At 33.8% G+C, this 25,015-nt stretch carries 29 protein-coding genes and 1 tRNA gene; 19 read left to right on the forward strand and 11 right to left on the reverse strand.

All coding sequences use genetic code 11. From position 1 onward, the window contains the following. Positions 1-320: 320 nt before the first annotated feature. On the reverse strand, positions 321-737 hold the full coding sequence (locus NMY3_RS13275) for a response regulator (RefSeq protein ID WP_196816309.1): 417 nt from the start codon (positions 735-737) through the stop codon (positions 321-323). 534 nt (positions 738-1,271) lie between these two features. Then, a complete protein-coding gene (locus tag NMY3_RS13280; protein ID WP_196816310.1) occupies positions 1,272-1,964 on the reverse strand; it encodes a hypothetical protein in 693 nt (230 codons plus the stop codon). Positions 1,965-2,490: 526 nt separating this feature from the next. Here NMY3_RS13280 and NMY3_RS13285 point away from each other — a divergent pair. Together NMY3_RS13285 and NMY3_RS13290 are read left to right on the forward strand one after the other, a co-directional pair. Beyond that, entirely contained in the window at positions 2,491-2,898 is a 408-nt protein-coding gene (locus NMY3_RS13285; protein ID WP_196816311.1) for a DUF1428 family protein, read from the forward strand. Positions 2,899-2,913: 15 nt separating this feature from the next. Then, positions 2,914-3,999 (forward strand): alpha/beta hydrolase, encoded by a 1,086-nt coding sequence (locus NMY3_RS13290; RefSeq protein WP_196816312.1) that lies wholly within the window; start codon positions 2,914-2,916, stop codon positions 3,997-3,999. A 38-nt stretch (positions 4,000-4,037) separates the two neighbouring features. On the opposite strand, the gene NMY3_RS13295 is transcribed toward NMY3_RS13290, so the two are convergent. Then, positions 4,038-4,625: a hypothetical protein gene (locus NMY3_RS13295; RefSeq protein WP_196816313.1), complete on the reverse strand. Its 588-nt coding sequence runs from the start codon at positions 4,623-4,625 to the stop codon at positions 4,038-4,040. A 667-nt stretch (positions 4,626-5,292) separates the two neighbouring features. Next, positions 5,293-5,583 (reverse strand): hypothetical protein, encoded by a 291-nt coding sequence (locus tag NMY3_RS13300; protein WP_196816314.1) that lies wholly within the window; start codon positions 5,581-5,583, stop codon positions 5,293-5,295. A 353-nt stretch (positions 5,584-5,936) separates the two neighbouring features. On the opposite strand from NMY3_RS13300, the gene NMY3_RS16920 reads away from it, so the two are divergent. From NMY3_RS16920 to NMY3_RS13325, 6 genes are all read left to right on the forward strand, one after another. Beyond that, positions 5,937-6,071, forward strand: a complete 135-nt coding sequence (locus tag NMY3_RS16920; RefSeq protein WP_257719986.1) for a hypothetical protein — start codon at positions 5,937-5,939, stop codon at positions 6,069-6,071. Positions 6,072-6,334: 263 nt separating this feature from the next. Further along, positions 6,335-6,437: transfer RNA gene (locus NMY3_RS13305), tRNA-Glu, on the forward strand. Positions 6,438-6,445: 8 nt separating this feature from the next. Beyond that, positions 6,446-7,438 carry a hypothetical protein gene (locus NMY3_RS13310; protein WP_196816315.1) on the forward strand — a complete coding sequence of 331 codons (993 nt, stop codon included), beginning with the start codon at positions 6,446-6,448 and terminating at the stop codon, positions 7,436-7,438. A gap of 202 nt (positions 7,439-7,640) precedes the next feature. After that, complete coding sequence (locus tag NMY3_RS13315) at positions 7,641-7,811, forward strand: hypothetical protein (RefSeq protein WP_196816316.1); 171 nt, start codon at positions 7,641-7,643, stop codon at positions 7,809-7,811. Further along, complete coding sequence (locus NMY3_RS13320) at positions 7,811-9,787, forward strand: hypothetical protein (RefSeq protein ID WP_196816317.1); 1,977 nt, start codon at positions 7,811-7,813, stop codon at positions 9,785-9,787. The genes NMY3_RS13315 and NMY3_RS13320 overlap by 1 nt, the downstream gene beginning before the upstream one ends. A gap of 410 nt (positions 9,788-10,197) precedes the next feature. Further along, entirely contained in the window at positions 10,198-10,608 is a 411-nt protein-coding gene (locus NMY3_RS13325) for a hypothetical protein (RefSeq protein ID WP_196816318.1), read from the forward strand. 463 nt (positions 10,609-11,071) lie between these two features. On the opposite strand, the gene NMY3_RS13335 is transcribed toward NMY3_RS13325, so the two are convergent. Next, a complete protein-coding gene (locus NMY3_RS13335) occupies positions 11,072-11,410 on the reverse strand; it encodes a hypothetical protein (RefSeq protein ID WP_196816319.1) in 339 nt (112 codons plus the stop codon). Positions 11,411-11,657: 247 nt separating this feature from the next. On the opposite strand from NMY3_RS13335, the gene NMY3_RS13340 reads away from it, so the two are divergent. Together NMY3_RS13340 and NMY3_RS13345 are read left to right on the forward strand one after the other, a co-directional pair. Next, complete coding sequence (locus NMY3_RS13340; protein WP_196816320.1) at positions 11,658-12,140, forward strand: hypothetical protein; 483 nt, start codon at positions 11,658-11,660, stop codon at positions 12,138-12,140. Positions 12,141-12,423: 283 nt separating this feature from the next. Then, the gene (locus NMY3_RS13345) at positions 12,424-13,827 is read left to right on the forward strand and encodes a DUF4062 domain-containing protein (protein WP_196816321.1); all 1,404 of its coding nucleotides are present in this window, start codon (positions 12,424-12,426) and stop codon (positions 13,825-13,827) included. Positions 13,828-14,063: 236 nt separating this feature from the next. On the opposite strand, the gene NMY3_RS13350 is transcribed toward NMY3_RS13345, so the two are convergent. Beyond that, a complete protein-coding gene (locus tag NMY3_RS13350; protein ID WP_196816322.1) occupies positions 14,064-14,708 on the reverse strand; it encodes a hypothetical protein in 645 nt (214 codons plus the stop codon). 391 nt (positions 14,709-15,099) lie between these two features. Between NMY3_RS13350 and NMY3_RS13355 the strand changes: the two genes are divergently transcribed. Then, a complete protein-coding gene (locus NMY3_RS13355) occupies positions 15,100-15,732 on the forward strand; it encodes a hypothetical protein (RefSeq protein WP_196816323.1) in 633 nt (210 codons plus the stop codon). Positions 15,733-15,773: 41 nt separating this feature from the next. Continuing rightward, a complete protein-coding gene (locus NMY3_RS13360; protein WP_196816324.1) occupies positions 15,774-16,409 on the forward strand; it encodes a hypothetical protein in 636 nt (211 codons plus the stop codon). Positions 16,410-16,787: 378 nt separating this feature from the next. Here NMY3_RS13360 and NMY3_RS13365 read toward each other — a convergent pair whose 3' ends face one another. Next, the gene (locus NMY3_RS13365; protein WP_196816325.1) at positions 16,788-16,988 is read right to left on the reverse strand and encodes a hypothetical protein; all 201 of its coding nucleotides are present in this window, start codon (positions 16,986-16,988) and stop codon (positions 16,788-16,790) included. Positions 16,989-17,164: 176 nt separating this feature from the next. Between NMY3_RS13365 and NMY3_RS13370 the strand changes: the two genes are divergently transcribed. Next, the gene (locus NMY3_RS13370; protein WP_196816326.1) at positions 17,165-17,710 is read left to right on the forward strand and encodes a hypothetical protein; all 546 of its coding nucleotides are present in this window, start codon (positions 17,165-17,167) and stop codon (positions 17,708-17,710) included. A gap of 360 nt (positions 17,711-18,070) precedes the next feature. Further along, complete coding sequence (locus tag NMY3_RS13375; RefSeq protein ID WP_196816327.1) at positions 18,071-18,220, forward strand: hypothetical protein; 150 nt, start codon at positions 18,071-18,073, stop codon at positions 18,218-18,220. A 14-nt stretch (positions 18,221-18,234) separates the two neighbouring features. On the opposite strand, the gene NMY3_RS13380 is transcribed toward NMY3_RS13375, so the two are convergent. From NMY3_RS13380 to NMY3_RS13395, 4 genes are all read right to left on the reverse strand, one after another. Then, complete coding sequence (locus NMY3_RS13380) at positions 18,235-18,519, reverse strand: hypothetical protein (RefSeq protein WP_196816328.1); 285 nt, start codon at positions 18,517-18,519, stop codon at positions 18,235-18,237. Positions 18,520-18,586: 67 nt separating this feature from the next. After that, positions 18,587-18,820 (reverse strand): hypothetical protein, encoded by a 234-nt coding sequence (locus tag NMY3_RS13385; RefSeq protein ID WP_196816329.1) that lies wholly within the window; start codon positions 18,818-18,820, stop codon positions 18,587-18,589. 20 nt (positions 18,821-18,840) lie between these two features. Then, positions 18,841-19,686 carry a hypothetical protein gene (locus NMY3_RS13390; RefSeq protein ID WP_196816330.1) on the reverse strand — a complete coding sequence of 282 codons (846 nt, stop codon included), beginning with the start codon at positions 19,684-19,686 and terminating at the stop codon, positions 18,841-18,843. Between the two features lie 631 nt (positions 19,687-20,317). Further along, positions 20,318-21,367 carry a hypothetical protein gene (locus tag NMY3_RS13395; RefSeq protein WP_196816331.1) on the reverse strand — a complete coding sequence of 350 codons (1,050 nt, stop codon included), beginning with the start codon at positions 21,365-21,367 and terminating at the stop codon, positions 20,318-20,320. 694 nt (positions 21,368-22,061) lie between these two features. Between NMY3_RS13395 and NMY3_RS13400 the strand changes: the two genes are divergently transcribed. The 5 genes from NMY3_RS13400 to NMY3_RS13420 all read left to right on the forward strand — a co-directional run bounded on the left by NMY3_RS13400 (position 22,062) and on the right by NMY3_RS13420 (position 24,787). Next, positions 22,062-22,556: a hypothetical protein gene (locus NMY3_RS13400; RefSeq protein WP_196816332.1), complete on the forward strand. Its 495-nt coding sequence runs from the start codon at positions 22,062-22,064 to the stop codon at positions 22,554-22,556. A gap of 111 nt (positions 22,557-22,667) precedes the next feature. After that, a complete protein-coding gene (locus NMY3_RS13405) occupies positions 22,668-23,297 on the forward strand; it encodes a hypothetical protein (protein ID WP_196816333.1) in 630 nt (209 codons plus the stop codon). An 18-nt stretch (positions 23,298-23,315) separates the two neighbouring features. Next, positions 23,316-23,639 (forward strand): HNH endonuclease, encoded by a 324-nt coding sequence (locus tag NMY3_RS13410; RefSeq protein WP_257720031.1) that lies wholly within the window; start codon positions 23,316-23,318, stop codon positions 23,637-23,639. Between the two features lie 296 nt (positions 23,640-23,935). Next, the gene (locus NMY3_RS13415) at positions 23,936-24,217 is read left to right on the forward strand and encodes a hypothetical protein (RefSeq protein WP_196816335.1); all 282 of its coding nucleotides are present in this window, start codon (positions 23,936-23,938) and stop codon (positions 24,215-24,217) included. A 51-nt stretch (positions 24,218-24,268) separates the two neighbouring features. Further along, on the forward strand, positions 24,269-24,787 hold the full coding sequence (locus tag NMY3_RS13420; protein ID WP_196816336.1) for an FxLYD domain-containing protein: 519 nt from the start codon (positions 24,269-24,271) through the stop codon (positions 24,785-24,787). Positions 24,788-25,015 lie beyond the last annotated feature (228 nt).

Genomic DNA, 25,015 nt, shown 5'->3' on the forward strand with positions numbered 1-25,015 from the left:
CAACAATTAATCCCCACTACAAATAACTTTTCATCTAACGAATCTGAAATTACACCTCAATTATTGACACAAAGTCTTTGCCAGATGTTTCCATACTAGCGGATAAAACCTGAGTAGGTATATTTATCCCCACCTAACAATTAACAAATCTGTATTTGTCGATCATTTAAACCAAACATTATCAAATTTGATACAAATAAGATAAGATAAATCCGAGTTTGGCTAGTCCTGTTGAATAACAATTGCCATATCAACTTCAGAAGCAGATGTTTTTCAAAAATAAGAGTTTGGGTCTTAATTGCATTTTGAGTGGCCTTTTATTATTTCTCCAAAAGAGTTTTAACGGTACTAATTAGTTTAATTAATGAAAATGGTTTATGCATAATCCTATCGATTTTTACACCGTCGTTCAAGTTATCATGGACTTCGAGATCTGAGACATCATATGCAGACATCAAAATTGTCTTGATCGATGGATCAATCCTCTTGATTTCATTTATTAATTGATAGCCATTAACTTTGGGCATGCGAATATCTACTAAGATCATGCTGTATTTCTTGTATCGCACTTTCAATTCGTTTAAGGCTACTGAAGAATCATCAAATGTAACTACTTTAAGTCTTTGTAATTCTAATGCTTTTTTATAAACAAAGAGTAAATCTTTTTCATCGTCAATAATCGCTATGCTAGGCTCACCTATCCGATTATATGACGCTCCAGGGTTACGATGGGACAATATATGTTATAAGTGAATCAAACTATTAATGTTTTTGTAAAATAATGGAAATGTATAACAATTATCTTACCTACCCAAAGCAGGAATGGCGATTAATTCAGTAAACCTCGAGATCTAACCGATGAAGACAACAAATGAAAACTGTATCAGCCATTTTAGTTGGTGATAGTTTGTAAGTCATTTAATTTTTTGTTTTGATCAATGATACATAGAATTTTTCTTCTTCGCGTTTCTCGACTTTATTAATATTGTTCTTCGAGATAAACAAGTTAAAAAAACATGGGGCTGTATTTTGTAGCTATATAGTTTCTAATCCCATATTATGTGTGTCAACTCCGGATGTCCAATAGAATATGAATTATATCAATAGGGAATTCTGTCTTTCGTATCAACGACCCATCAACGCAAAATTCTTTTTTTCTATGCTGGCATGTCACAAACATAAAGTTTGGTAATCTTGTTTTATTAAAATCGTAATATAAAAATCATATTATTTTACAAAATAAGAACCGATTGGTTCCAATATCTCAAGTACTATGAGATCAACCAAATCAACGTTCCCAAGGCGATCAGAATTACTGCGTTAATGCCTCCACTTCTTTCCTGTAATTCGTTCAAGTCATTGTATATTAGCAACTTGTCTTTCATTTGGTGAGTTGCGTGTTGGGCAAATGCAAGACAGCTAGAATCATCACATGTAATAACCGGTTGATACTCTAACTCCCATTTATGCTCGTTCAAATACTCTAATATTATTTCTAGAGACTCTGGTTTTATCCCATTAAGTTTAACTGGCAAATTATACCGACCCATGCTTATGAGTACCATCTCGACTCTAGTTTCTATGGAACCCCATTCGGCGGTTGGCACCATCAGCTTATTCTTTGCAAGTAATAGTAGAGTTGATGCCCAAGTTGACAAGAAGGTGTTCATGTTAGTTGTTACGACATCCAGTGCAGAGGCAAAGATCTGACGTCCTGTCCCAAGAGATATGAACACAGCAGCAATCACTACCATCAAGTTTGGATCGAATTGGGCTACTAACAATATTGCTACTACCGCAGAAGTTATTCCGATTAGGGCGGCACTGAATTCAAAGTAGTTAGTCGGCTGGTCTATTAAGTTGATATTGTATCCTCCTGCTGATTTTTTTCTTTTATGGACAAGGAAAATGAATACACCATTGACAAATAGCAGGTTAACAAGGTGCTTAACCATCTCTTTCACAATGAAAGCTACTCCGCGGGTCCTTCGCACGATACCTTATTTTGAGCCACACACTTTTTTAAAGATGTTGTGTGCAAATTGGGATGATAGATCAAGGTTAAACTGGACCGGATCCTAAAAGTTAGAATTATGTGATCCGAGCGAGTCTTGTCATATCAACTTTTATTACGAGTCGATGTAAATAAGTGCTTGAGAATCTTATCAGCTCAATTATAGAACACCCAAACATCAATCGAATCAAAATAGTGTCACTAATGCTACTGAATTTATTAAATTTTGACCAAATGGTTAGCTTGCAAGATGCTAATTTTAATAATAAAGATTGCTTTAATCAGGAATGACCCATACAGTTTTTCAAATCAAGAAAAAGGTTAAAATTCTGCTTGGGAGACTGGTAGTTTTCATCCTATAAAACCTCAGCAAATATTTAAGGTAATCCGAAATTATATATTTTGATTCCGTTTTACATTAGAATGAATCCAAGATCCCTTGATGATTTTTATATTTTCTGTAGGCATAATTCATCATGAGTAGTACAAACACATCCTCGATCAAAAAAGGCTCACGCGGTCATATTGAAATTTTCCTTTATCGGGCTCCAAAGAAAAACCATGATGAAATGGTAGAAGTTAACAGACTGTCTCGAGATTTTTTCACCAAACATGGTGTATCCGGCTTTGAAGTATTTTCTCTTGACAGCAGGGAGAACGTGATGGAATTTGTAAATTTATCTAAGACAATTTCAGCTAGTGAAGAGGAAGAAGTATGGCTTGAAATACAATCCTATAGAGATGCTGAGCATGTTAAAGAATTTACCGCTAATATGCAAGGAGACAAGAGTATTGAACCAATTAACAAAAGATTCATGGAACTAATTACTCCAGGCTCCATAGTCACTTTTGGTGGCTTTGGCAAGATTGAGGAAATATCCTAACTCGGAGATATTGAAATGAAGAAATTAATACTAGGTGCGGCATTTTGTTTGGGTTTCGCACTATTTTTTGCTGGGTTTTTAAATACCAACCAACAAAGCATGACCTTTGGTCAAACCGAACCTAGCAGTAACAATTCAACGATAACTATACCCACAACAATATCCTCAGAGGCTCAAAATGCTTTGAAGAACATTACATCGCAAATGCCAGAGTTTGTTACTCCTGGACCAAGTGATTTGAAGGGTTGGGAAGAATTGAATAAACAGGTTTCTGCAATGTCGATAGCTCAATCCCAATCTTTTGTAGATAGTTATGGAGCTAATATAACATCTACCAAATTAGGGAATGCCAAGGTACTTGATATCAAACCAAAAGATTGGAAGGACAATGGAAAAATTCTGGTATATGTACATGGAGGTGGATATACCATTCTGGGCGCTAATTCCACACTGAACAATTCTGTCCCGGTATCCAATGCTACAGGACTTCGAGTTGTATCTGTAGACTACTCTCTGGCTCCGTCCGCAAAATGGAATAAGATAACAAGTGAAATTGTATCAGTCGTCAAAGCATTGAAGGATCAAGGCAACTCACTTGAGAATATTGCAATGTATGGTGATTCCGCAGGAGGAGGACTTATAGCAACCTCGGTTTTGAAAATGCGTGATGAGGGTATTGGAATACCTGCAGCAATAGTACTTTGGTCTCCTTGGACAGATGTTTCTGGAGCTGGTGACTCTTATTCAACTTTAAAGACAGCTGATCCATTCATCCCCGAAACAATGTTGAAAAATATGGGTGGTGCCTATGCTAATGTTACGGATCAGAAGAATCCCTATGTTTCTCCAGTTTATGGCAATTTTAGTAAGGGGTTTTCACCAACTCTAATTCAAGTTGGAACCAAGGAAGTATTGCTTAGTGATTCAGTTAGACTATACCAAGCTTTGGACCAAGCAAATATTCCAGTGAAATTGGATGTTTATGAAGGCATGCCGCACGTATTTCAAACGACTCTGCATAAAACTCCTGAATCGTCATTAGCCATTTTGAAGACTAGTGAGTTCTTAAAAGAGTATCTAAACTATCAGGAGAAACACTAATCAAATCGATTGAAGAATCGCTAATTAATTCATATCGATCAGGATATTTTTTTAAATTCTATAGAGATTGGCTTATGATCTTTGACAGTCCTTAGATCTGATTTGATTGTATGTTTATAATCAAAATCCATCCTTTGTTTTTTGTCATATTCTTTAATCCATTTTTCTAGAATCAAAGAGACTTCAGATCTAGGCATACCTTTAATATTTACTAAATATGGTATTAATATGTGCTGTAAACATAGTTTTCTATGATCTGTGATAGGAGTTTCTAGTAGTTTTTCAATCCAGGGTATTTCATGAGGTTCCTGATTGTTGTAGCGTGAATAATTTGATTCTAGTCTTTTGTCCTCTTTTATCTTTTCAGATTCAAGATTAGCATAGAAGGTACCTATCAGATGTTTGATAAGGGTCTGCCCATCCCAAACTTGAAGAATTTTAACCTTTGATTCTTCAACGCTTAACCCATTCCCAATACATTTTGAATTTGAGGAGCCTGGGAGACTTAATAGACATGACTCTAAGGATGGATGATTAGACTTGTCCGCATAACCATTAGATAAAGAATCAATTTCAAATCTCAGAAACCCATTGTCTGGTTTACCAAACTCCTGAAAGTCTTCCATATACTCAGATCTTTGTATACTGTCAATAGGTTGGTAAATGTGGTAACCATTGCCTATCCATACCAAAGTATTGTTGAACACATTAATCCTTTACGCAGTTTAACTTTGTATATCAGAATGTTAAATATTCAAACATTATAGAGCTGATTTGATAATTTCGGCCAATCTGGTCCAACAAGTATAACTAATGAGATTGACTAAATTTCTTGGTGTGATATGTTTAATACAAATTTTAAGGCTTGAATCTCGCCTTGCGTTTCTTTCTGTCGTATGACCCTCATAACCACAAAATTCTTCTATTTCAAGTAGCCTATCTCCGATTTGTTTCTCTGTTTGAGTAATATTATCGCTGGATTGTACTATTTAAAATAACATAAGAATATGGATCTCGACTCATCAAATATCCATATAGTCAGATTACAAAATACAATTAGTTCTTTTCATAAAGGAGCTAAAATGTATGTTCTTTATATCTCAGAACTTGGTTTATCTAACGCAAACTCTAAACCTGGATCTCCACTTGTAACTCTGCTGTACAATATTCCTCAATATTACAAAATATTTTAGCTTCGTAGACTTTTGCTTGCAGTGCTTTCTTTATCTTCGTAATTACCGTAGGTGAACATACTTTTTAAGACAGAAACGAGTTGATGGCCCGTTTTATGTTTTAATATTCGGCATATTCGTCTATAGCCTTTTGAGTCAAGTAAATGGAATCAGCATCATTTGGATCTATGAATATATACCCACTGCTAAGCAGGTTATCTCGGACATGTTGTCTCAGCTGCAAGTCTGACTCTTCCTTATTGTACCTGCCCCCTCGCCTCCTGCAAACATCATTATAGATATCAACAAACTTTACTGATACTTTCAATTCATTGTTGGTACTTTCAATCAAAACCTTGACAGATGCTAAGGTCAGACCTTGTATCTCCTCAGAAATATCTTGTTGTTCCAATCATATTGATATGGATAATATACCTTATAAGATACAAGGTAATCGTTCAATCTCGAAGAAATTTGAAAAAGGTTAACAAAGGGATACAATTACGTTTGATTAGATAGAAAAAGCTTAATTCATCAATTGTGTCATTATCTCTACTATCATGTTATCAAAAGCAGAGATTCTATTTCTCCAAGGGCAAAAGATTGTATCAAAGCCCTATGAAAGAAAGTTGAAATGTTTAATCAAAAGGAAGATAGATGTGTTTAGAAAGGAAACTCCTTTATTATCGAAGTTAATTCTTGATAATTCTTGTAAATCTGAAGATATAATATATAGAGTTAAGGAAGCTGGCAAGCTGAGCAATTTTGATAATCGTAATTCTAACAGAGCTTAATCAGCAAACTACTGACAATCAAGCTACTAAATATGGTAATATCAATTCTGAAAACCTTCAATCTGGTATTAAGAAGATTGCGGCCCAAGAGGACCTCGAGAGTTAAAAAGCCCGTTATCAAAGTCAAAACATACAAGATGCTAACGAATTTAGTAATACTAGGTATAATACCCCACGGTCTACTAAAATAATAGCAAGAATCAACCCAAGAAGCAACATGGTTTAAGAGACTTCCCGGTGGGAATAAATGCCTAAAGCAAGTTACAAGCGGCACTATTTACCAGTTAGTACCTGATATTGGGGAATTGGAGGGACCAGAACCAAAGTATTATATTAATAACCCCTCAAGTTTAATAGAAACCGCAGTAAGCTCCGGTGGTGTAGAGGTTATTAATTAAATTAACCACACAGTCCGGCTAAGCATTTCGCCCTCTCAAGGCGACGATCCCGGGTTCAAATCCCGGCCGGAGCATCCTCTGTTTGGAATTTATGAATAAAATGGTAAGAAATGATAATAATTTATCAAAATATACATTAAATGATAAATATTCTGAACATAATCAAAATGAGTCATCTGGGTGTAAGAGGGATGAAAAAGACACCTTACCAAATTCAGTAAGATTTTCAAACGATGACAAATTTTGGAATGATTTTAAGATTTATTTAATCAATGAAAAGCATAGTCAGTCTAGTATACGAGATAAGATTAGTTACGCTAGACGATTTTACCATGTATTAGAGAAGAATGATGCATCCTCATTATCTCTTTTAACCACAGATGTAAAATCTCACGCGATGAAGGCTTTGGCTGCTTTATCAAAATTCATAGGAATGTATGATTCTTGGCTTACTCTAATCAAGAAGTACAATCTCAAGTGGTCAAATGGAAGTGGCTCTCTTGCTACCTTCAAGACAATATTTGAAGATAATGGTAAAGACCTCAAATCGATGATTGATTGGATAAAGAAGGTATCGGCAATTTTACCGGATGAATACAAGAATATATTATTATTCAATACATTAACCGGCCTTCGGCCGGATGAAGCTCAGAAATCAATATGGTTGATAAAGACAAAAGAAAAGGAGTATATTGACAAAGAAAGAGGAATTTTAAAACACTATCAATTTCCTTCTATCTTTCTTAGACAAACTAAGAATGCTTATGTTAGTGTATTCAATGATCAAATTCTCGAAATTGCAAAAAGAACACCAAAAAGAGAATCCTACTATAATTCGTTACGGAAGAAAATAGCAATCAAAAATGGGTATGACATGAATATGTATTATTGTCGCAAGGTATTTGCCACTTATTTTCGTAATAAAGGAATAGAACCTGAGATAATAGATTTGTTACAGGGAAGGATTAGTAGTTCTGTATTTGTTAATCATTACTATAGACCAGACATAAACGAGATAATTACGAAAAGGATAAGACCAGTGTTGGATGAGTTAAGAAATGATCTAATTCAATAAATTCTATTAATTATGATCATCCTAAATATTAAATCTACTCTAGATCATCTAATGGACCACTTGTTCAGACTAAAAATAACAGAAACCTTTGATACTGACATTCAAGATGATCTGGGGCGCGCATTACATATACACGAATCTGATTGTGAAAGGGTTAGGGCCTCTAGTCACAATCAGTTCCAACACTATGGAGGTTTTTACGTTGAATAATAATGACAATTCGGATTATTTAATAATTGAGTTTATTATTGCATTGAAAATATTATTTGAGGCCATAAATGCAAATTCGAATCTAAACATTCTTACAAAATTCAAAGATAGAAATAGGACTAATATCGTATCAATAAAAATTAGTCAGGAGGTTGGAGTATAATGTCTGAGATTCTTAAGGACCTAGTCAAAGAAGACATCGACGATGATAAGAATTTAGAAGAATATGAGAATCCTAATGTAGTTTTCCGCGCCCCGCTCATTGATTCTAGTCTAGAGAAAACCTTGACCACTATGTTTATCACAACAGAATCCGAATTGTGTATCGTAGATAACAAAGGTAATAAGTTCAGAAGCAAAATAGTTTGGTACAAAAACCAATCTGACGAAATCAAAGTGGATTGGTCAAAAACAGGAGAGGACATAAGAGTTACAATTCGTAATAGTGGTGCAAGTGGAATAAACACTGAAAAGCTGTTGGCAGTTTTAAAAAAGATAGAAGAACCTATTGAATTATTTATGTCTGCAATATCAAATAAAATAGGATTAGATTCGGTTGTAGATTACATATGCACACCAAAAATTTCAGAAATGGCAATAACAAGATTTGGTGAATCCGATGATCAACTCAATAATTATGGTAAGACAGATCCAAAAAGAGAATTTTCTACCTACAAATACACAGTAAATAATCAAATTTATGAAGCCGTGTTAATCGAAGGTCTTCCATACTTCATAACAATTAATGGCAAAGGTCAACTTGAAATTGTAGACAAGATAGTTGAAGAAACCCGTATATTGAAACCCCCATTCAAAGAAGATTACATTTATCAACCTATTGCCTTTGAAAGTATAGAAGAATTGGAGAGTTACATAGAAACAGCTAGACACCTAACTTTTGATGATTTGTTTAGGAAAATTAGAAAATATGTTTCTAGATTCATAGTTCACCACGAACACGTTTTAGATTATATTTCTGCTTTGATAATTTTCACATATTTCCAAGATAAGTTTCCAACTGTACCTTATACCATGTTTGTTTCTGATAACGGAAGCGGAAAAAGCACAATAGGAGACATGTTTGAAGTTATAGCTTATAGATGCGTAAATATGACAGATCCAACTACGGCAAATGTCTATAGAATATTAGGTAACATCGAGACTGGTCAATGCACTCTGGTGTTTGATGAAGTTGATAAGATAGACCAAAGCGATATGATGAGCGTAATAAAGTCAGGATATGAGAAAAATAAGATAATAACTAGAACTAATACCAACTCAGGAAAACAGGAACATTTTCATGCTTATGGAGTTAAGGTAATGTTAGGAGAAAGGACTCCGGATCCTTCAAGGGCAAAGGGTGTTTTGGATAGGACATTCATAATTTCCAATTTTAAAGGTAAGCCGGAATTAGACATAAAGGAAATAAAAAATCCTGAGAATAAAGTCCATATCCGAACTGCTAAAGAATTAGACACCATTAGAAAAACTCTGATGGCATACAGGTTGATTCATTTTAATGATGAAATAATAAATATAGAAACAGGCCTTGAAGGGAGAGATAAGGAACTGTCTAAACCTATTCTTCAACGCTTTTATGGTACCAAGTGTTTGCAAGATATTGAAAATGCTCTCGAAAAGTTGCTAAACGAGAAACATGATAGAAAAGCTCATTCTCTCGAAAGAGATGCATTGGAAGTAATAGTTAAACTATTTGAAGAGTATCAAGATGGAGTAATCCCATTCTCTGAAATCTGGTATTCTATGGAAGTGAAGACTAATGGACATATCAATGAATATAAAAGACATCAATTAGAAACTGAAGTACATGGTACCCTCTATAAAACTTCGTTCTCAAAAATGTTAAGGGACAAATTCGGTGCAAAAGATCCATCTACCAGGGAAGCAAATACACGTTCTCTTGCATTTGACATAGACAAGACTATGAAATATTTAGAATCATATACAAAAGAAAATGGGCCAACACAGATAGAATGTTCTTTAGTAAAGAGTGACAGCAGTGACAGCAGTGACAGCAGTTCGGAATGCTCCGTGGAGAAGTTTTGGGATAGTGGATCATCAACCAAAGATTACAGGCATGAGGCAGAGAAAATTATGGCTGATATGGGTCTGATCTAGTTATTAACCATATTTTTTGACTTTCACATTTATTGGATCTGGTATTACCAAATTGATAATTTTGAATTATGATCTGGCATGGTGGAACAATCTGAGATATAGTATATTGTATCTCGGGTATGATGATAAATTGACCTGGCAATTTGAATAAGAGCGGGTAGTAAGTAACCAAACTATAAAACCAACAACAATATTTATTATCTTAATTAATGGTGATTTTATCAATGATTACCTTTTCCTAGGCACTGTCATTATTGTCACTAGTGTCATTTTCTGATACAAGATCTATTATCACGATTTTCACCTCTATAGGGACTGGGAAATTAACTAAGAAAAGAAAATGAGCCTCTATCTACCGGTAACAAATGATCAATTTTTTTTAACAAATAGAACTCATATAAGTAGATCAAATGCAACCATTTTTGTACATAACTGATAACGTTTTAAAGGGGAAAATAGAGTGCATTTTTATGATAAATAAGCAATTCAATTTGTTAATCATTGAAGGAGCAGATGCAATAGACCCTAATTCCAATGTTTTTACACTATATGATGCTCTTGATTCAAAAACATTTCAAAATGATACATATTCATTTGATCTTTTAGTTGAGGAAATCAGTAGAAAAACATTTACTGACATATCAGTAAAGACAGAAAAAATTCGTGGAACAGCATTGGCGAGTCTACTTAATTTCTTAGTAACGCTAGATTGTAAATTAACAAATAAACCGAATTATGAATACAAAGATTTCGAAGAGTTGCTTGATACTCCCACAACAAAATTGTTATATCCAACAACATTAAATTTGAAAAAGGATTAGTTTTTTCATCTTATCATAAATTTAATCCATATCTTATTCCAAGAGCTTTCACTGCTTCTACCTTTTTTTGGTCTGGTCCAATTTGAAGTTGATCTAAAGACAAAAATAAACCATGAATAATTTTGAAAAAAATCAAATGAGTTACTCAGATTAGCTAACTTGAGGAGATTTTGCAAAAAAACCAATAGAAGTTTACAGAAAAGAATGTTTATGGAGAATTATTGGACCTTATTTGTTAAATGTAAAGAATCTATCTGAATTAGAAGCTTCCAAAGTGATGGAAGAATGGTTAGATAAATGTGATATAGTCCGAAAATTGGATTTTGAACCGCGGATAAAAATCCATAGCATAATAAAAGGAAATAAAGGGTATAACCCTATTTCATATCAAAAACTTATCGTAGATAATAATGCACTATATTTTCTATTGGAATCAAGGATAGATATTGTCAGATAGAAAAGTCTATTTTGACATAACCACCATTGTATTTATGGACCCAGTGCCAGTATAACTAGTTGTAGTATAAGAAACCACATCATCAATCTTGTAACCATGTTTCTTAATAACATCAACACCTTTCCAGATCAAATCAATGTAGTCTGAGGAAAGTGCAACCGTATTAGGACTTTCGTATAATACGTCTACCCTATTTGAACACGTAGGACACAATCGTAATTCCTTATCTTCTGATATTATTTTGGTCAAATTTACGGTTGGAGTTGATTGCGCATATGATGACTGTTCCGACAATAACAGAATGACACTTACAGTAATCGCAAAAATGAAAATTATCTTAATCATTTCGTAAGAATATGAAAGAGGCTTTATTTAAAGCTAATATTTAACTTTAAGTGAATTGTTAGAACTCTAGTGATTGCGGTTCTTCATTTAGCAGGTATTATCTCTTTGTAGAAAATCAATAGGGATTCAGTTAATTCCTTACTTTGCTTTTATTTACAATTCTTTATTGTACTAGGAAAGTAATAGTCGAAACTTTCTGTTCTATCCTGCAAATCTTTAATTTATTCAAAACGATACTTAACTGGATATGGATTTTTCGTTTTTCAACCATCCAGTAATTTCGTTTAGTAGTAATAACGACGAATGGTGGCAAATTCTGATTCTTTTTATACCATTAATTATATCAGGTATTACCTTAGCATACACCGTTAATACATTTTATAAAACTATCCCGAGAATGAAGAAATCAGAACAGATTAAGATGGTTCATGACATTCAAACAATGTATTTGAGTGCTTTTGACAAATATGTGAAATCAATCAAAGATAATGATGAACATAGGTATATAGTTATTTGTTATACGAGTCTACTGAATGCCTTGGAATGGTATATGTTTCTGAAAGATACTGGCCAGCTAGAGGATGTATTCGATAATCACTTTGAAACATATTTCATTGCAACTTGCAAGGTATTTGAGGACTATAAAGACGATATAAAGGATAGAAACTACATAAGGGTTAGAAAAAAGTGGGAAAAAATGAAGTCTCAAGATCCACATATCATGGATTAATTTCTATGACTTTCTTCCCTTCATGAATGTTTCATTCTAAGTAAAGCACTATGATATCTATTTGAAACGTTGATGAGGTGTGAAACTAATCTTATGAAATGAAAAATGTAAAGGTTTTTGCAATAGTTAATAATTTCGACCAGATCTATACTCAGCTAAGATTTCGGGTTATGATTACAGTTTACCCTTTTAGAATCTTCACAACGTTCACTACCTCCACCTTTTATCCACATGAGATTTTTTGAACAAATATTTACCACGTCATCGTTAGAAATGACAATAATTGATCACTGATAAAAGATACCAAGTTTTCGTAAGCTCTACGTATGAAGACTTAATAGAAGAGCGTCAGTCTGTTTTACTGGCTCTACAAAAATTGGGTTGCATCCCATCAGGTATGGAACTTTTCACAGCGGCCAACGAAGATCAATGGAGTATTATACAAAAGGTTATAGATGAATGTGATTATTACATTACTATCATTGGAGGACGATATGGCAGTATGTCCCAATCTGGAATTAGTTTTACAGAAATGGAATATAAATATGCGGAAACGATTAAAAAACCAGTCATTGCTTTTCTATTTAAGAATATCAATTCTCTGCCTGCGAACAAAATTGAGTTAGAACCGAAGTCTAGAAAGAAGCTTGATAATTTTAGACTATATGTTGAAAAAAGAATGTGCCAATATTGGATATCACCTGCGGATCTTAGCTATCAGGTAAGTGTTGCTATGATTAAATTGATTGAAAATAATCCTGCAATTGGCTGGAAACGTGCTAATGAATCAATGTCAGAAGATCTCATACTTGAAAACTCAAAACTAAAATCACAAATCGAACATCTAAGTCTGGAATTGTCTTTATTAAAGAACTCTGTGACAAACGGAATTAATAGTATTCCTTTTGAAGAAAAGAAATTACATTCTAAATATATATCTGATATTTTTAAAAAAATTCAATATTTACACTTGAGTCATTATTTTAATCCCATTCAAATCGACTATTGCGTTCCAAATAATCCAAACGAATTTGGATCCTACATAAATGATCCTGAGCCTGATGAACGTTTGGATAGATCTACAAGACTACTCAGGTCTATAAACCATAGTACTTGGGCATTGGATCATATTAGGACGGGACAATATGGTAGTATCTATGACAATTGGTCATACTTAGTAGAGAAGAGAGATGAATATAATTCAACGTTAGAATATAAAATGAATTTATTCAGAAATTACGTGGAAAAACGACTACAAGAGAACGAAGAAACAATCAAATTACTTGTCGATTCCATAAAGAGTTTTGGAAACGGAACCCATATTACTTATAATTTTTGTAATAAAGTTTATAATCGAATTAACTCATTACCTGATCCTGAAATCTTGTATGGATGGGCACAAAACGAAACATATTTCGACAGTTATTCACTAAATCCATTAGAGTACTACTTTAAGGAGCAACAATCACTAATTGCATTAGATAAAGAAAATACATTTGATATGAAAAATGTTTCTCAAGAAATAAGGCAATTGACACTTGCTGCTAGAAATATTTTCAAGCATCAAATGATATTATTGTATGATATATCAAAAGTAATTCCCATGTTTGCGAATAAAATAGGAGAAATAGCTATAGATATAGAAGCTGGAGAGATAATTAAGGGGACCTGCAAGTTGAACTACTAATAGCTATCTAATCGGGTCTAAATTACCTTAAATCATACAGATTGAGTGGATTCTTCTAATAACGAAAATGTGATTTCGCGCACATAGCCGATCAAGAATATATACTTGCGCAACGACTGTAAATCGCCGTTAATAATTTTGGTCACGTTAAGTAACAGAATTATCATAATCCTATTTTTTTAACACTGCCTCTAAGGGCTTCACTGCTTTCATTTCATTAGACATTTAGTCATATCTTATTTTTTAACTACCCTCTTTACTACATAGATTTCATGAACGGCAGCCTTAAATTTACCTAATAGAGCTTTATCTTTCTCCAATGCATCCAAATATTTGTGCATCGATTTGATTATGTCATTAGAAAGAGTTTCTATATGAATTACGAATTTATGATCATATTCTAAATTTATTCTCGTATTTCCAATTGGTATTATGCCACTCTCAGTTATGGATCTTGGTAATATCTGTAAATGGTTTGCTTTATTATCGTCATTTAATTCCCAAGAAATTCTTCTATTATCAAATTCAAATACTGTTTCTGGCATTGATACATGAATGGTTTTATGTCTAAACATTTGCCATATTATTTCAATAGAATCATATTCATAGCCTAAAAATTGCAAAGACATTTTCTTTGCGTTATTACTCGTGTCGACGTTCTTGTTATTCATATCCTTTTTACCCCCTTGTCCAGCGTACAATGCACCCATAAAATCAATCATTGCGAAACAGTATAACAAGGCTGATAATGGGGCATTTCCTTCACTATCTTTCATCATACACCTATTAACGTCAAAACGTAGATTCTTGGTTTTATCATTAACAATCGCCTGGGCTAATCCTATAGCTTGATCATCAGTTATCTTTTCTAAATTGAACAAGATGCATTTATATTTAAATCATCTTAAATTTGTATTTTGCATTAGAAATGTACTAAATCATCAGATTATCTCGGCTCCATACCAAAATTGGTAAAGAATTCTTAGCGAAACTACGTTGGTGTTAAGAAAAACTACCCCCAAGCGGCCCGAAACAATTTATTATCTCCAAGATTTCCAAGGCGTCACGATGTAGTAAATAGTCTGTATCACAAACTTACCTTAGTTAAATTCTCATTATCAAGAATGAGAATGATAAATCTGATTACATAAATATAGTAGACAATTAGCAACTGAACCTGACAACACAAATGTAATTATTGCAAGTTTACCATTTTTGGAATGAATTCTTTTTTAGAAAAATATATAAAGATACTCCCATATTTGGGAAGTAATGTATTTTAAATACTATTTTCTGTTTGCGATCATATTAGGTATGATGGGATACTATGCTGTATCAAATATTATTCCATCAACTGCATTTTCCATTGAAATCCCGATAGTAAAAAGCACCAATGAAGATAGCGATACCGCATCTTCCTCTGGCATTGCTACAAATTCTACAAATACTTCTGGTACTAGTACTGAGGAATTTGCTTTACAAGCGACATTGGAACCACATGAGAATAAATTCTTAGCGGAAGATGGATATTATCAAACTGATGGATTTGGGCTAAATCTAAGTCCCAATTCTGATTTATGTCCTGCAAATAATTGCGAATTTGAGATTGAAGATGGACAGTTACGATCCGACCTATCAGGAGGTTATGTGTTTGACGGCAGATTGAAGATAGGTATTGAATCAGATGAAGGTACACGCTCAAAAATATTTGATATTTACAGCAAATTGGATAGAGTAGAAACATTGGAAAATGATGATGGAACAACAGATTATTTGAAGGGCGAATTTAATTTAGGATCGGAATTCGAGGCAATTTATAATCCCGATTACAGTTACACCATTAACAATGGAACGTTAACTTTTGAAGATGATGAAGGCACTCTCGTATTGCAAGGTGATAGGTAATTTACAACGTCTCAAATAGTAAACTATTTCTTATCTTCTTAGTGGCTACAGCTTTCATTATTATAGGACCAAGTTTACATAGTTTCGTTGATGCTCAGGTAGAAATTCCCGAAGCTCGGACAATTAATGAAGACAATACATCCGAAAGTCAAACTAATGATACAAATACTTCTTATCTTTCTCACACGGACAATGACTTAGGATTCAGCCTAGAATATCCTGATTCTTGGGAAATTGGTGTAGGAGGAAACGCGTACCAGATCGTATCATTTAGCTCTCCTGATGATACGGCATCTGCATATGTTATGTTTGTCCCACGAGAAGATGATCAATCTCTAAGAAGCTTTGGAGATGCATTTGTGAAGGAAAATGAAGATTTTAAATTCAACACATATTACAGAAACAGTACTACACTGTTAGCAGACCAACCAGCCTTCAGAGCATCGGGAACTTATTTCAATACGGTAACCCCAATCGAACGTTCTTTGGGGTATGAATCATCCAACACAAAAACTCTTCAGACTGTCACACTTGACGAAAAGAATGATGGATTCATTGGAATTATCTATCATGCAGATGACCAAGTCACCTATGATAAGTATTTGCCTCTACTTGAACACATGATTTCTTCATTAACTTTGTCTTCATCAGGTCCCGTTATAAGCGAGGACGAGTGATCTAATAATTTACTTTTTTATCACTCAGCGAAGAAATAGTGCAATAGTACACAATTCTTTTTTCTGACTGATTTCAGATCAAAATAATTCGGTCGCTATTGAAAAAGAGCAAATAGATGATCTGTTGGATCAATTGCACTTTTCGTGCTAATGTCTCTTCTAAGTTTATCACAGTCTTTATCTTTGATTGGTAACAGCAATTGGACAAAATGAGGATTACTATTGGGCGAAGACAATTGAATAGCATTAAGAAAAAACTCCCCCACGCCACATTAGTTTATAATTAGTGTCACAATGGCGTCTACAAAATTTACTGCTCCATTTAATTATTAGCCTAAATACCGTAGGCATTTTCTAGTTCCTCTTTCTATTTTAAATCTATAACGTTTCTCTGTTATACTCATCTTTTTCCCATTTTAATTCTACAAATGCAACTAGTTCTTTGGTATCATCATTTATTACAGGAAAACCAGTTAGTACCATAGTAAGATCTACTGAATCCCGCTTTACGATAATCCTGTGTTTAAACTTGTGAGAGCCTTCAGGCAAGGGGTTAAAGTCAACAGCTGAGTTAACCACAATTATACTTCTCATCAAAATCCAATAAGGTGTTAGTAAAATCATACTGTTAAATTGTAAAGATAAAAAGGACAATAGCTATTAAATTATCAAATTAATGGTTATTGTTATTGAAATTAAATAGGAAAAATCTAACTATTACATTATTCGTATTTTTGACTCTAAGTATAGGAGTCATGTCAACAAATTCTGTAGTAAAATCAGTACATGCTCAGTCTAATACTTTGGCACAAAAGGGGAATAGTCAAGCAGAGCAAGTTATAGATCAATTACAATCCTCTAATCAAGATGACCAAGTAGTCTCAGGTGATAGTAGTATTTTATCTGGAAATAATTTACAATGTCAAAATCAAGACAATTCACAAGGTTTTGACGAAGGTTGTAATTTAGGACAAACAAATTTACCGCCAAATGGTCCTACTGCCAAACTGATTGTAGATGCCACAGTTAAAGATGGACAATGTACGATTGCAAAATCATGTAGTATCACAATAACTTATGGTTCAAAATTAATAACTCAATCCGTGACTCATTCAATGCTCTTTGACATAGACGTACTGATTGACTCGAGATTTGCTATAACTGTTACAAGTTTTGGACCACTTACTGCTTCTGTAACCAATTCTGATTGCGAAATATTTTCCACAGAACCTTACTTTCAGTGTAGAGGAATTAAAAACCCACAACCGACTCAACTTAACGCCATATTTTTTTCAAGATAGCAAATTTTTTTATTTTGATATTTATAACCATCTTTGCCAAATCATTATAGTTATCCAAAATCAGATTATTAGTCCTAAGATATAGTTTGAATGTAATATTCACATCTATTCTCTAATTCTGTATCAATAGATCATGATACACTCGGGGGTGAATTTTCTTTACACCTCAATCCATGGAGAGTTACGACGAAGTCATAATACCCTTCGATCAAGTGAGACAGGGCCCACAAAAATTATCATCAGCTTCATATTAAATGTAGATAACAGAATCTATAGATGAAAGTGGTTCGGGTAATATGTCAAAGTCTCATAAAGTGGCTTCTCTCTTTCAGAGAATTAATATCCAAAAAATGATTTGATATGTTGCTACTTATAACTTTAGCTGCATATATCCCGCATCCAATACCCCCGATTTCAGACCCTACTGGACCTGTTGAAGGTTACGGTGCTGCTTTAGTCACACACTCGACTAATTGGCCTAGATCATCACCAAGACTATCCCTTCCTTGAGCTTGTTGTGGTTGCTAGTAATAGCTTCCACCACTATTGCCTCCGCAAGAGTTCACTCCTGAGTAATATCCATTCATAAATTCCGAAGTATGAAATGATGGTCCTTTTTCAGGTTGATTAATGTATTTATCTGAAGAATCTGATATTCCAGCATCATCACATCCATGATCGTATCCTGAATCATATGGACTTTTAGACGAGGCTAGCACCGAAGGGAGAGGGGCAGAAAAAACAAGGATCACGGTGAAGAATGCTGCAAGAAGAGCTTTTTGTGACGTAAATTTTACTATTGAATTCACCAGTAAAATTATTAGGACTAAATATATATAATTTATTAGATTGGAATTTATTAACAAATTCATGCACTTACTCTTTACAACGAACGAACTTCATAGTCTTGGACAAAGACTCGAGAGATGTTCCAACTGACAATGACCGTTTTTCAAGACCACAAGAACAAGTAGTGTTAAGAAAAACTACCCCCACGTAGTCAACATTTGTTTCCAACGAATATATCAAGATTGCGATAAGCATAATTTGGAGATTACAGCACCCAATCCTTTCAACTATTGTCTCTTCTAAAGCCTTCACAACCTTCACTACTTTCACCTTCACATAAATTATTTTGGTATCATTTCCGTAATGAAATATCCAAGGATAACGGGACCAATTATAGTAATGATTGGAAGAATAAAGGTTTTAAAAACTTCTACTATTATCTCACCAATCGTTATATGAATTAGAAAGTTCTGTGGTTCTTCCTCTATTAATAGTGCCAAGGGATGAAGAATATGATATCTATCATAATTCAAAGAAGAAAGTAGCTTATTTATTATATTTTCTTGTTCTACATTAGACATAAACGGGATTTTTGAAAAAATTTCGGTTTTTTTCTTTAGTTTCATATTTATAGTGCGGGATAAAAAAGAATCATAAAGAGCGATCCCTTTTTGAAAAGATATTATACGATCATCGCCAAGACCCTTTAAGGAAAGAAGTAGATAACCTTGAACGATCTTAACTAAGTATTCGTTATGAAATAACTTGCGACCATAATAATAATTTAAGCTAGACCAACTGACAATAGAAACAAAAGTTACAGCAAAGATAAAATTATCATATCCGTGCGGATAATCGAATGTAGAAGTAGTAAATACTACAAAATATGAAATAAAAGTGATTACTAAGTAAAACGTTTTCAAGGGTTTGATTAGATCGTATTCTAACGAAAGAGTTTCGGCATTTCGCGATGATAAATACCTTGAGTAAACAATAACAAAAATTATTACTAAAAACATGTAGAATAAGAGAAACCACAGAATTCCATTTCCTACAAAATTAACTAGATAGGGATTATCAGATTCTTCAAATCTGATGATCTCACTACTTAGTAAAAAATTAAAAGTTAAGTAGATAATTGGAATAAATATATAAACTATTTTTATTATTATCTTTCCAATTCTCATGTAGCTGACTCTTTTTTATTTTTATCTATCTTCTCTTAAATATATGATTTGATTGATTTGTCCATAAGAACATACCTTCAATATTTGAATACACTAAAAGTTACAAACTTCTGGATTATGATATAGTTTCAAATCAATGTGTAACTTGGGACAAAAGAACAATGAATATTCTATTTATGCTAACTGATATCAAAATCTTTACTTGGTGATATGATACGTAATCAACAGTAAATATATATGGTAAAAACCTTTCCTATTTTAAGAAAAAACTACACCCTAGCCTTCATGATTCATATATTTATTTGATATTTGATATTTGAGATAGTCGCTAATATTGCTATATTCAGCATTGCAATCTATAAATATCCTTCAGCGATATGGGACTAAACTGATAATATCACAGTGTGCTTTGGCGTTATCAATTAACAAAAAATTTGATTAAGAAAGATAAGACGAGCTAATTGCATCTTTATCTTGATGTGATCACATATGTAATCGTTTCTTATGGTAGCAACGCAACAATAAAAATAATTGAAATTGTGAAGAATCAATGTGCGTACGGGGTAATTTTCTTAACACCTATTTACGCAAAAAGTTTGGAAAGAATTCTCACCTATTGAGGTCAAGATTTCTAACCATTGATATACTCCTGTGCCTCTGTTTGTGAATTGAAGTTTGCGGCAACGTTCTTCCCATCTTCATCTATAACCTTATACTGTCCTCGGTGATCAGAATCAGTCATTGCGACAATAGACCATGTCGAAGGGTCACCCGGGTTAGTTGACCATTTGCTTCCACCTGATGTTTGAACATGATTGGGTATTGAATATGGCTTTGAAGCTTCTTCGGTTGGTATTTTACTCGTTATCAAATCACATGGTGAACCACCACCTATATAGCCCCCTAAAGTGCAACCGATACCAGATTCAATAGGGACCTGAGTGCATTCATAAGTAAATCCGCATTGATCAGGGATTTTACCTGGAATTGGCACAAGGCTGGTAACTACTGGTTGTTGAGTATTTCCATCTTCCGTAGTGGGTCCATTATGACGATAATTACAGGTTTCGCTATTATATCCATAGTTACAGTTTTCAAGATCTGTCTCCGTACTTTTTTGGAAATTGTTTCCAACTTTTTTACCCGCCATACATCCTGCTGCAGCTCCATCTGTGGTCTCTGTAAGTAATCCGCCGAGGATTCCTCCAATTACACACCCAGCATCCCCTGCTACTTTTGGATCTTCACCACCACTTAAAGCTCCGCCGATACCCCCTAGCGGATTTGAATCTCCACCACCACTTAAAGCTCCGCCGATACCCCCTAGCGGATTTGAATCTCCACCACCACTTAAAGCTCCGCCGATACCCCCTAGCGGATTTGAATCTCCACCACCACTTAAAGCTCCGCCGATACCCCCTAGCGGATTTGAATCTCCACCACCACTTAAAGCTCCGCCGATACCCCCTAGCGGATTTGAATCTCCACCACCACTTAAAGCTCCGCCGATACCCCCTAGCGGATTTGAATCTCCACCACCACTTAAAGCTCCGCCGATACCCCCTAGCGGATTTGAATCTCCACCACCGAAGGGAGTAGCATTTATTTGTTGATATGTCCCTATTGGAAAAATCATCGCTGCTATTGCAAAAATTATTAATGTAGTTGTTTGTATTGTCATTACAATATCTAATCTGCTGTGTTATTTATAGATATTGGTATTACAATACAATTACATACAATTACATACTCTCAATTCGAATATGCTTATAAGTAGAAATATAATTACTATGTCCTTCTTTCAAAAAAATGAATTTGACCTCTTTCAAAGAGATAGGCCCAGTTTAATGTTAAGAAAAAATACCCTCGAGTCGTGGCAAAATTCAAATGTTTAATTGATATTTACTTTGACCACTACTAGCTAATTTTTGGCTATACTACGGAGAATCAACTTTAGACAACACAAGATCGGGATCGATACTACTTTCATTAAATTTAGAATTACCCATTAATAATGGGCTAAATAATGTTTGTAATAAAAAAAGGTAGCTATGACAAATTAATATTGTTGTTATCACTCATATAATCGTTTCTTATGGTAGCAACGCAACAATAAAAATAACTAGTCTTGTAAAGAATCAATATGCGAGGGGGTTAATTTTCTTAACACCAATCATCAGGGCGGTTAATTACAATCTAAGTGTTAAGAAAACTACACCCAAGCGGCCCGAAACAATTTTTTATCTCTAAGATTTCCAAGCCTTCATGCTCTAGTCAATGGTCTGTATCACAAACTCACCTTCGTTAAATTCTCATTATCAGGAATGAGAAAGAAGACGTAGATATAATAAATACAGTGAGCAATTTGCAACAAAATGCACAAAATGATAACTTTTGGGTTTTTAACAGTATTGGGATTTATTAGTATCATTTGTCCGCTTATACCTCAACAAATTAATGGATTAGAAATTGTCAGCATTACGTTAGATGATGAGAGAAAACATTCTTCTGATACAGGGAGGATTATTTATAATGGAATATTGGACATAAAAACAAATTCCTCAGACTTGAAAGGTATTGAGGAGGGAAGTGGCAGAGTCTATATCTCAGTAGCTGAGGATCAAATAGGTGTCAAATTTCCTCTCAAAGTACCGGACGCTCTAAATTCAAATAAGATGAATGTAGAAGATTTGAACTTTAGATTAGACGTTAATTCAGTCGAAACTTCAGAATCGTCTGATCTCAAAATATATCATGCATACATGAGATCATCCTCCGATGCAAAAATGGGTGACAAGAATATTAGAGAAGCAATAGTGGAACAATCGGACGATGGAAATAAGGCTAACTTGATTCTAATTCTGTATTGAAATGTTACATCCAATCCATTTCAATTTCCTGATTGGATAGAACCTATTAAGAAAAAACTCCCCCACGCACTCAAGAATAATTCATTAATTACAAGCAATCATTCCTATCCTGTGGATACTTATAGGAATCTTGAACAAAATTATCTTAGGCGGTTTAACTCTTTTTTCAACAATGAAAAACTTTCGAGCACTTACAAACCTGTTTTTCTAAAAGCATTATTAGATATTTCAGATTACGACGATGACTTTACAGGAAGAAAACCAATAGGTCATCAGTGGATTGAAAAGAATGGCGAACAATTACGAGTAGATCTTAATTTTATTGCCATTAGATATATCAAATACTACTGGGAGTTTTTATTCAAGTTCAAGCTTAGACAGTCCCACAATCCCTTAGATGCCAACATAAACGCGATCCTAAGTAATGTTAACAATGAACCAAAAACTCCCTCACTCGAACAATTAGTAACTAATGAATTCCAAAAACTTAGAAAAGAAGTAATCAACAAGAGTATAAAACCAGAAGTTCTTTTTCATCTAGATCCTATTGGTGATTTATACAAGCGCAATGAGAGGAGCGATTCGATCACAATTGACAAACCGCTCGTTGACTTTTTCATAAATCACCGTGGAATATTATTGTGGGCTCTTAATTTCATGATTACTCACTACTTAGAAAAGATAAACTTTGTTCCCAGAATTGCAGAAAAAGTCGCAGGTTCAAATCCAAGGACTCATTAAAATAATAAAGAAAAAACTATTCTTTTAGAGTTACATGATTCCTGTTCTTACTGTCAAACTAAATCTCAAAAAGGATATCATATGGATCATGTTATTCCATTTAATTATCTATATCAAACTGAAATCTTTAATATTGTACCTGCATGTATTGCCTGTAATTCATCAAAAAACGATAGATTACCTATACAAGAAATATTTGAAAGAGTAAAGAATCGAAATGATAGACTAGTAATAAGAAAAGACTACAACCATGAATGGTACCAAAAGTTATATGAAACTTGTCTCACTTCTTATCACGGAAATAGACCTTTATTTGAATTGACAACAGATAATCTTAACTGACTCGAGGGTATTTTTTCTTAACGATCCTTATTAGAACAATAGACTGGAGATAGAATTTGATCTTTTAAACAAAATTGGAAAAAATTTAATGAGCCTCTCGGTGATAGATGTCTCTAAATAGTTCTATGAATCTTGCTAAAGTCTTAACAGCCTTCATTTTTTACCAAGTACCTTTTTCAGTAAATAGTTTTGACGCCATTTGAAAAATGCTAATAATATGATGAAATCTCATTGATTCCTGCTCGAAAATAAGAATCAAGAGTGATTATATATATTGGCCAAGATTTCTGAATCTGATGCCTAAGTATACAGGTGATATTAGAAATTTGATAATGTCGTCTACTACGATAATTATTGGCCTTCTGGGTTTTAATTCAGTTAATACATTTGATAATGCGAATGCGCAAATAGACGCTCCAATCACCATTGATATTTATGAGACTCAATTTATTCCGATTGATGATGCAACTAGTTACCTAGCCGTATTAGTGAACTACACTACAAACGATCCTTCCTTAGTTGATTCGAGGATTCAGGTTAAGATGGAGAGTTTTGCACCTAACGGGACTCTAGTTTAGACATCCTCGTTCCCAAATGGATTTGGAATAACTGAATCTGGAACGATCGTCATGAGTACAAAGTTTAATGATAAAACTCTAACCAGTTTAATAGTTAATGTAACTCTCACTGATCTTGCAAAAACATGGTCACTATCTGATACAGATACTGCAACAGTCCCATTTAACGATGAAGAAGGACAAGAAAAGTTATCAGAAAAATTCGCTAGACAAGTAGAAGAAGAACTTCAGAAGCAAGAAAGTGGTGCTGATAATAGAGAAATAGAGAGAATTGAATCTACTTCGCAATCGGAATTAGACATTACAAGTGCGACTACGTACTTCAGAGATGATTATTTTCGTATAGTAGGAGAAGTACATAACACAGGTTCAGAAGATAAAGAATTTGTCAAAGTAACCGCTACTATTTATGACGAAGATAACGAGGTTATAGGCACTGATACCACCTTTACTAGTCCATCTACTATTTCATCTCAGGAATCAGCGCCTTTTGAGTTCATGATAGGTGAAAGCGACGCGAGTAATTTAGGTGCAATAAATAGCTACAAAATCATTGCTAGCGATGAGTAAGAACTTTAGCTATTTTATTGCATTTGATTTGGAATTACAGGTTTGTACACTTAACCTATACTTTTAATAATAATGCACTCGGGGGTAAATATTCTTAATACTCCAGTAACTGTAATAAATGTCTGTGACTAATAATACTTGAGGAGTAAATGTCCTATTTAATAAATTACTTTTAACCAACAATTGCTTATGTACTGACTTATTACTATTATTAGGTAATACTTAAAT

The sequence above is a fragment of the Candidatus Nitrosocosmicus oleophilus genome (assembly GCF_000802205.1).
GTDB lineage: Archaea > Thermoproteota > Nitrososphaeria > Nitrososphaerales > Nitrososphaeraceae > Nitrosocosmicus > Nitrosocosmicus oleophilus.

Bases quoted from the DNA above. Each gene is read 5' to 3' on its own strand.
- NMY3_RS13375 (WP_196816327.1), top strand. From the start codon at position 18,071: ATGTTGCTACTTATAACTTTAGCTGCATATATCCCGCATCCAATACCC.
- NMY3_RS13295 (WP_196816313.1), bottom strand. From the start codon at position 4,625: ATGGAAGACTTTCAGGAGTTTGGTAAACCAGACAATGGGTTTCTGAGA.
- NMY3_RS13370 (WP_196816326.1), top strand. From the start codon at position 17,165: ATGTCAACAAATTCTGTAGTAAAATCAGTACATGCTCAGTCTAATACT.
- NMY3_RS13290 (WP_196816312.1), top strand. From the start codon at position 2,914: ATGAAGAAATTAATACTAGGTGCGGCATTTTGTTTGGGTTTCGCACTA.
- NMY3_RS13415 (WP_196816335.1), top strand. From the start codon at position 23,936: ATGCCTAAGTATACAGGTGATATTAGAAATTTGATAATGTCGTCTACT.
- NMY3_RS13335 (WP_196816319.1), bottom strand. From the start codon at position 11,410: ATGATTAAGATAATTTTCATTTTTGCGATTACTGTAAGTGTCATTCTG.
- NMY3_RS13355 (WP_196816323.1), top strand. From the start codon at position 15,100: ATGTATTTTAAATACTATTTTCTGTTTGCGATCATATTAGGTATGATG.
- NMY3_RS13420 (WP_196816336.1), top strand. From the start codon at position 24,269: ATGAGTACAAAGTTTAATGATAAAACTCTAACCAGTTTAATAGTTAAT.
- NMY3_RS13340 (WP_196816320.1), top strand. From the start codon at position 11,658: ATGGATTTTTCGTTTTTCAACCATCCAGTAATTTCGTTTAGTAGTAAT.
- NMY3_RS13395 (WP_196816331.1), bottom strand. From the start codon at position 21,367: ATGACAATACAAACAACTACATTAATAATTTTTGCAATAGCAGCGATG.
- NMY3_RS13285 (WP_196816311.1), top strand. From the start codon at position 2,491: ATGAGTAGTACAAACACATCCTCGATCAAAAAAGGCTCACGCGGTCAT.
- NMY3_RS13390 (WP_196816330.1), bottom strand. From the start codon at position 19,686: ATGAGAATTGGAAAGATAATAATAAAAATAGTTTATATATTTATTCCA.
- NMY3_RS13325 (WP_196816318.1), top strand. From the start codon at position 10,198: ATGCAACCATTTTTGTACATAACTGATAACGTTTTAAAGGGGAAAATA.
- NMY3_RS13400 (WP_196816332.1), top strand. From the start codon at position 22,062: ATGCACAAAATGATAACTTTTGGGTTTTTAACAGTATTGGGATTTATT.
- NMY3_RS13320 (WP_196816317.1), top strand. From the start codon at position 7,811: ATGTCTGAGATTCTTAAGGACCTAGTCAAAGAAGACATCGACGATGAT.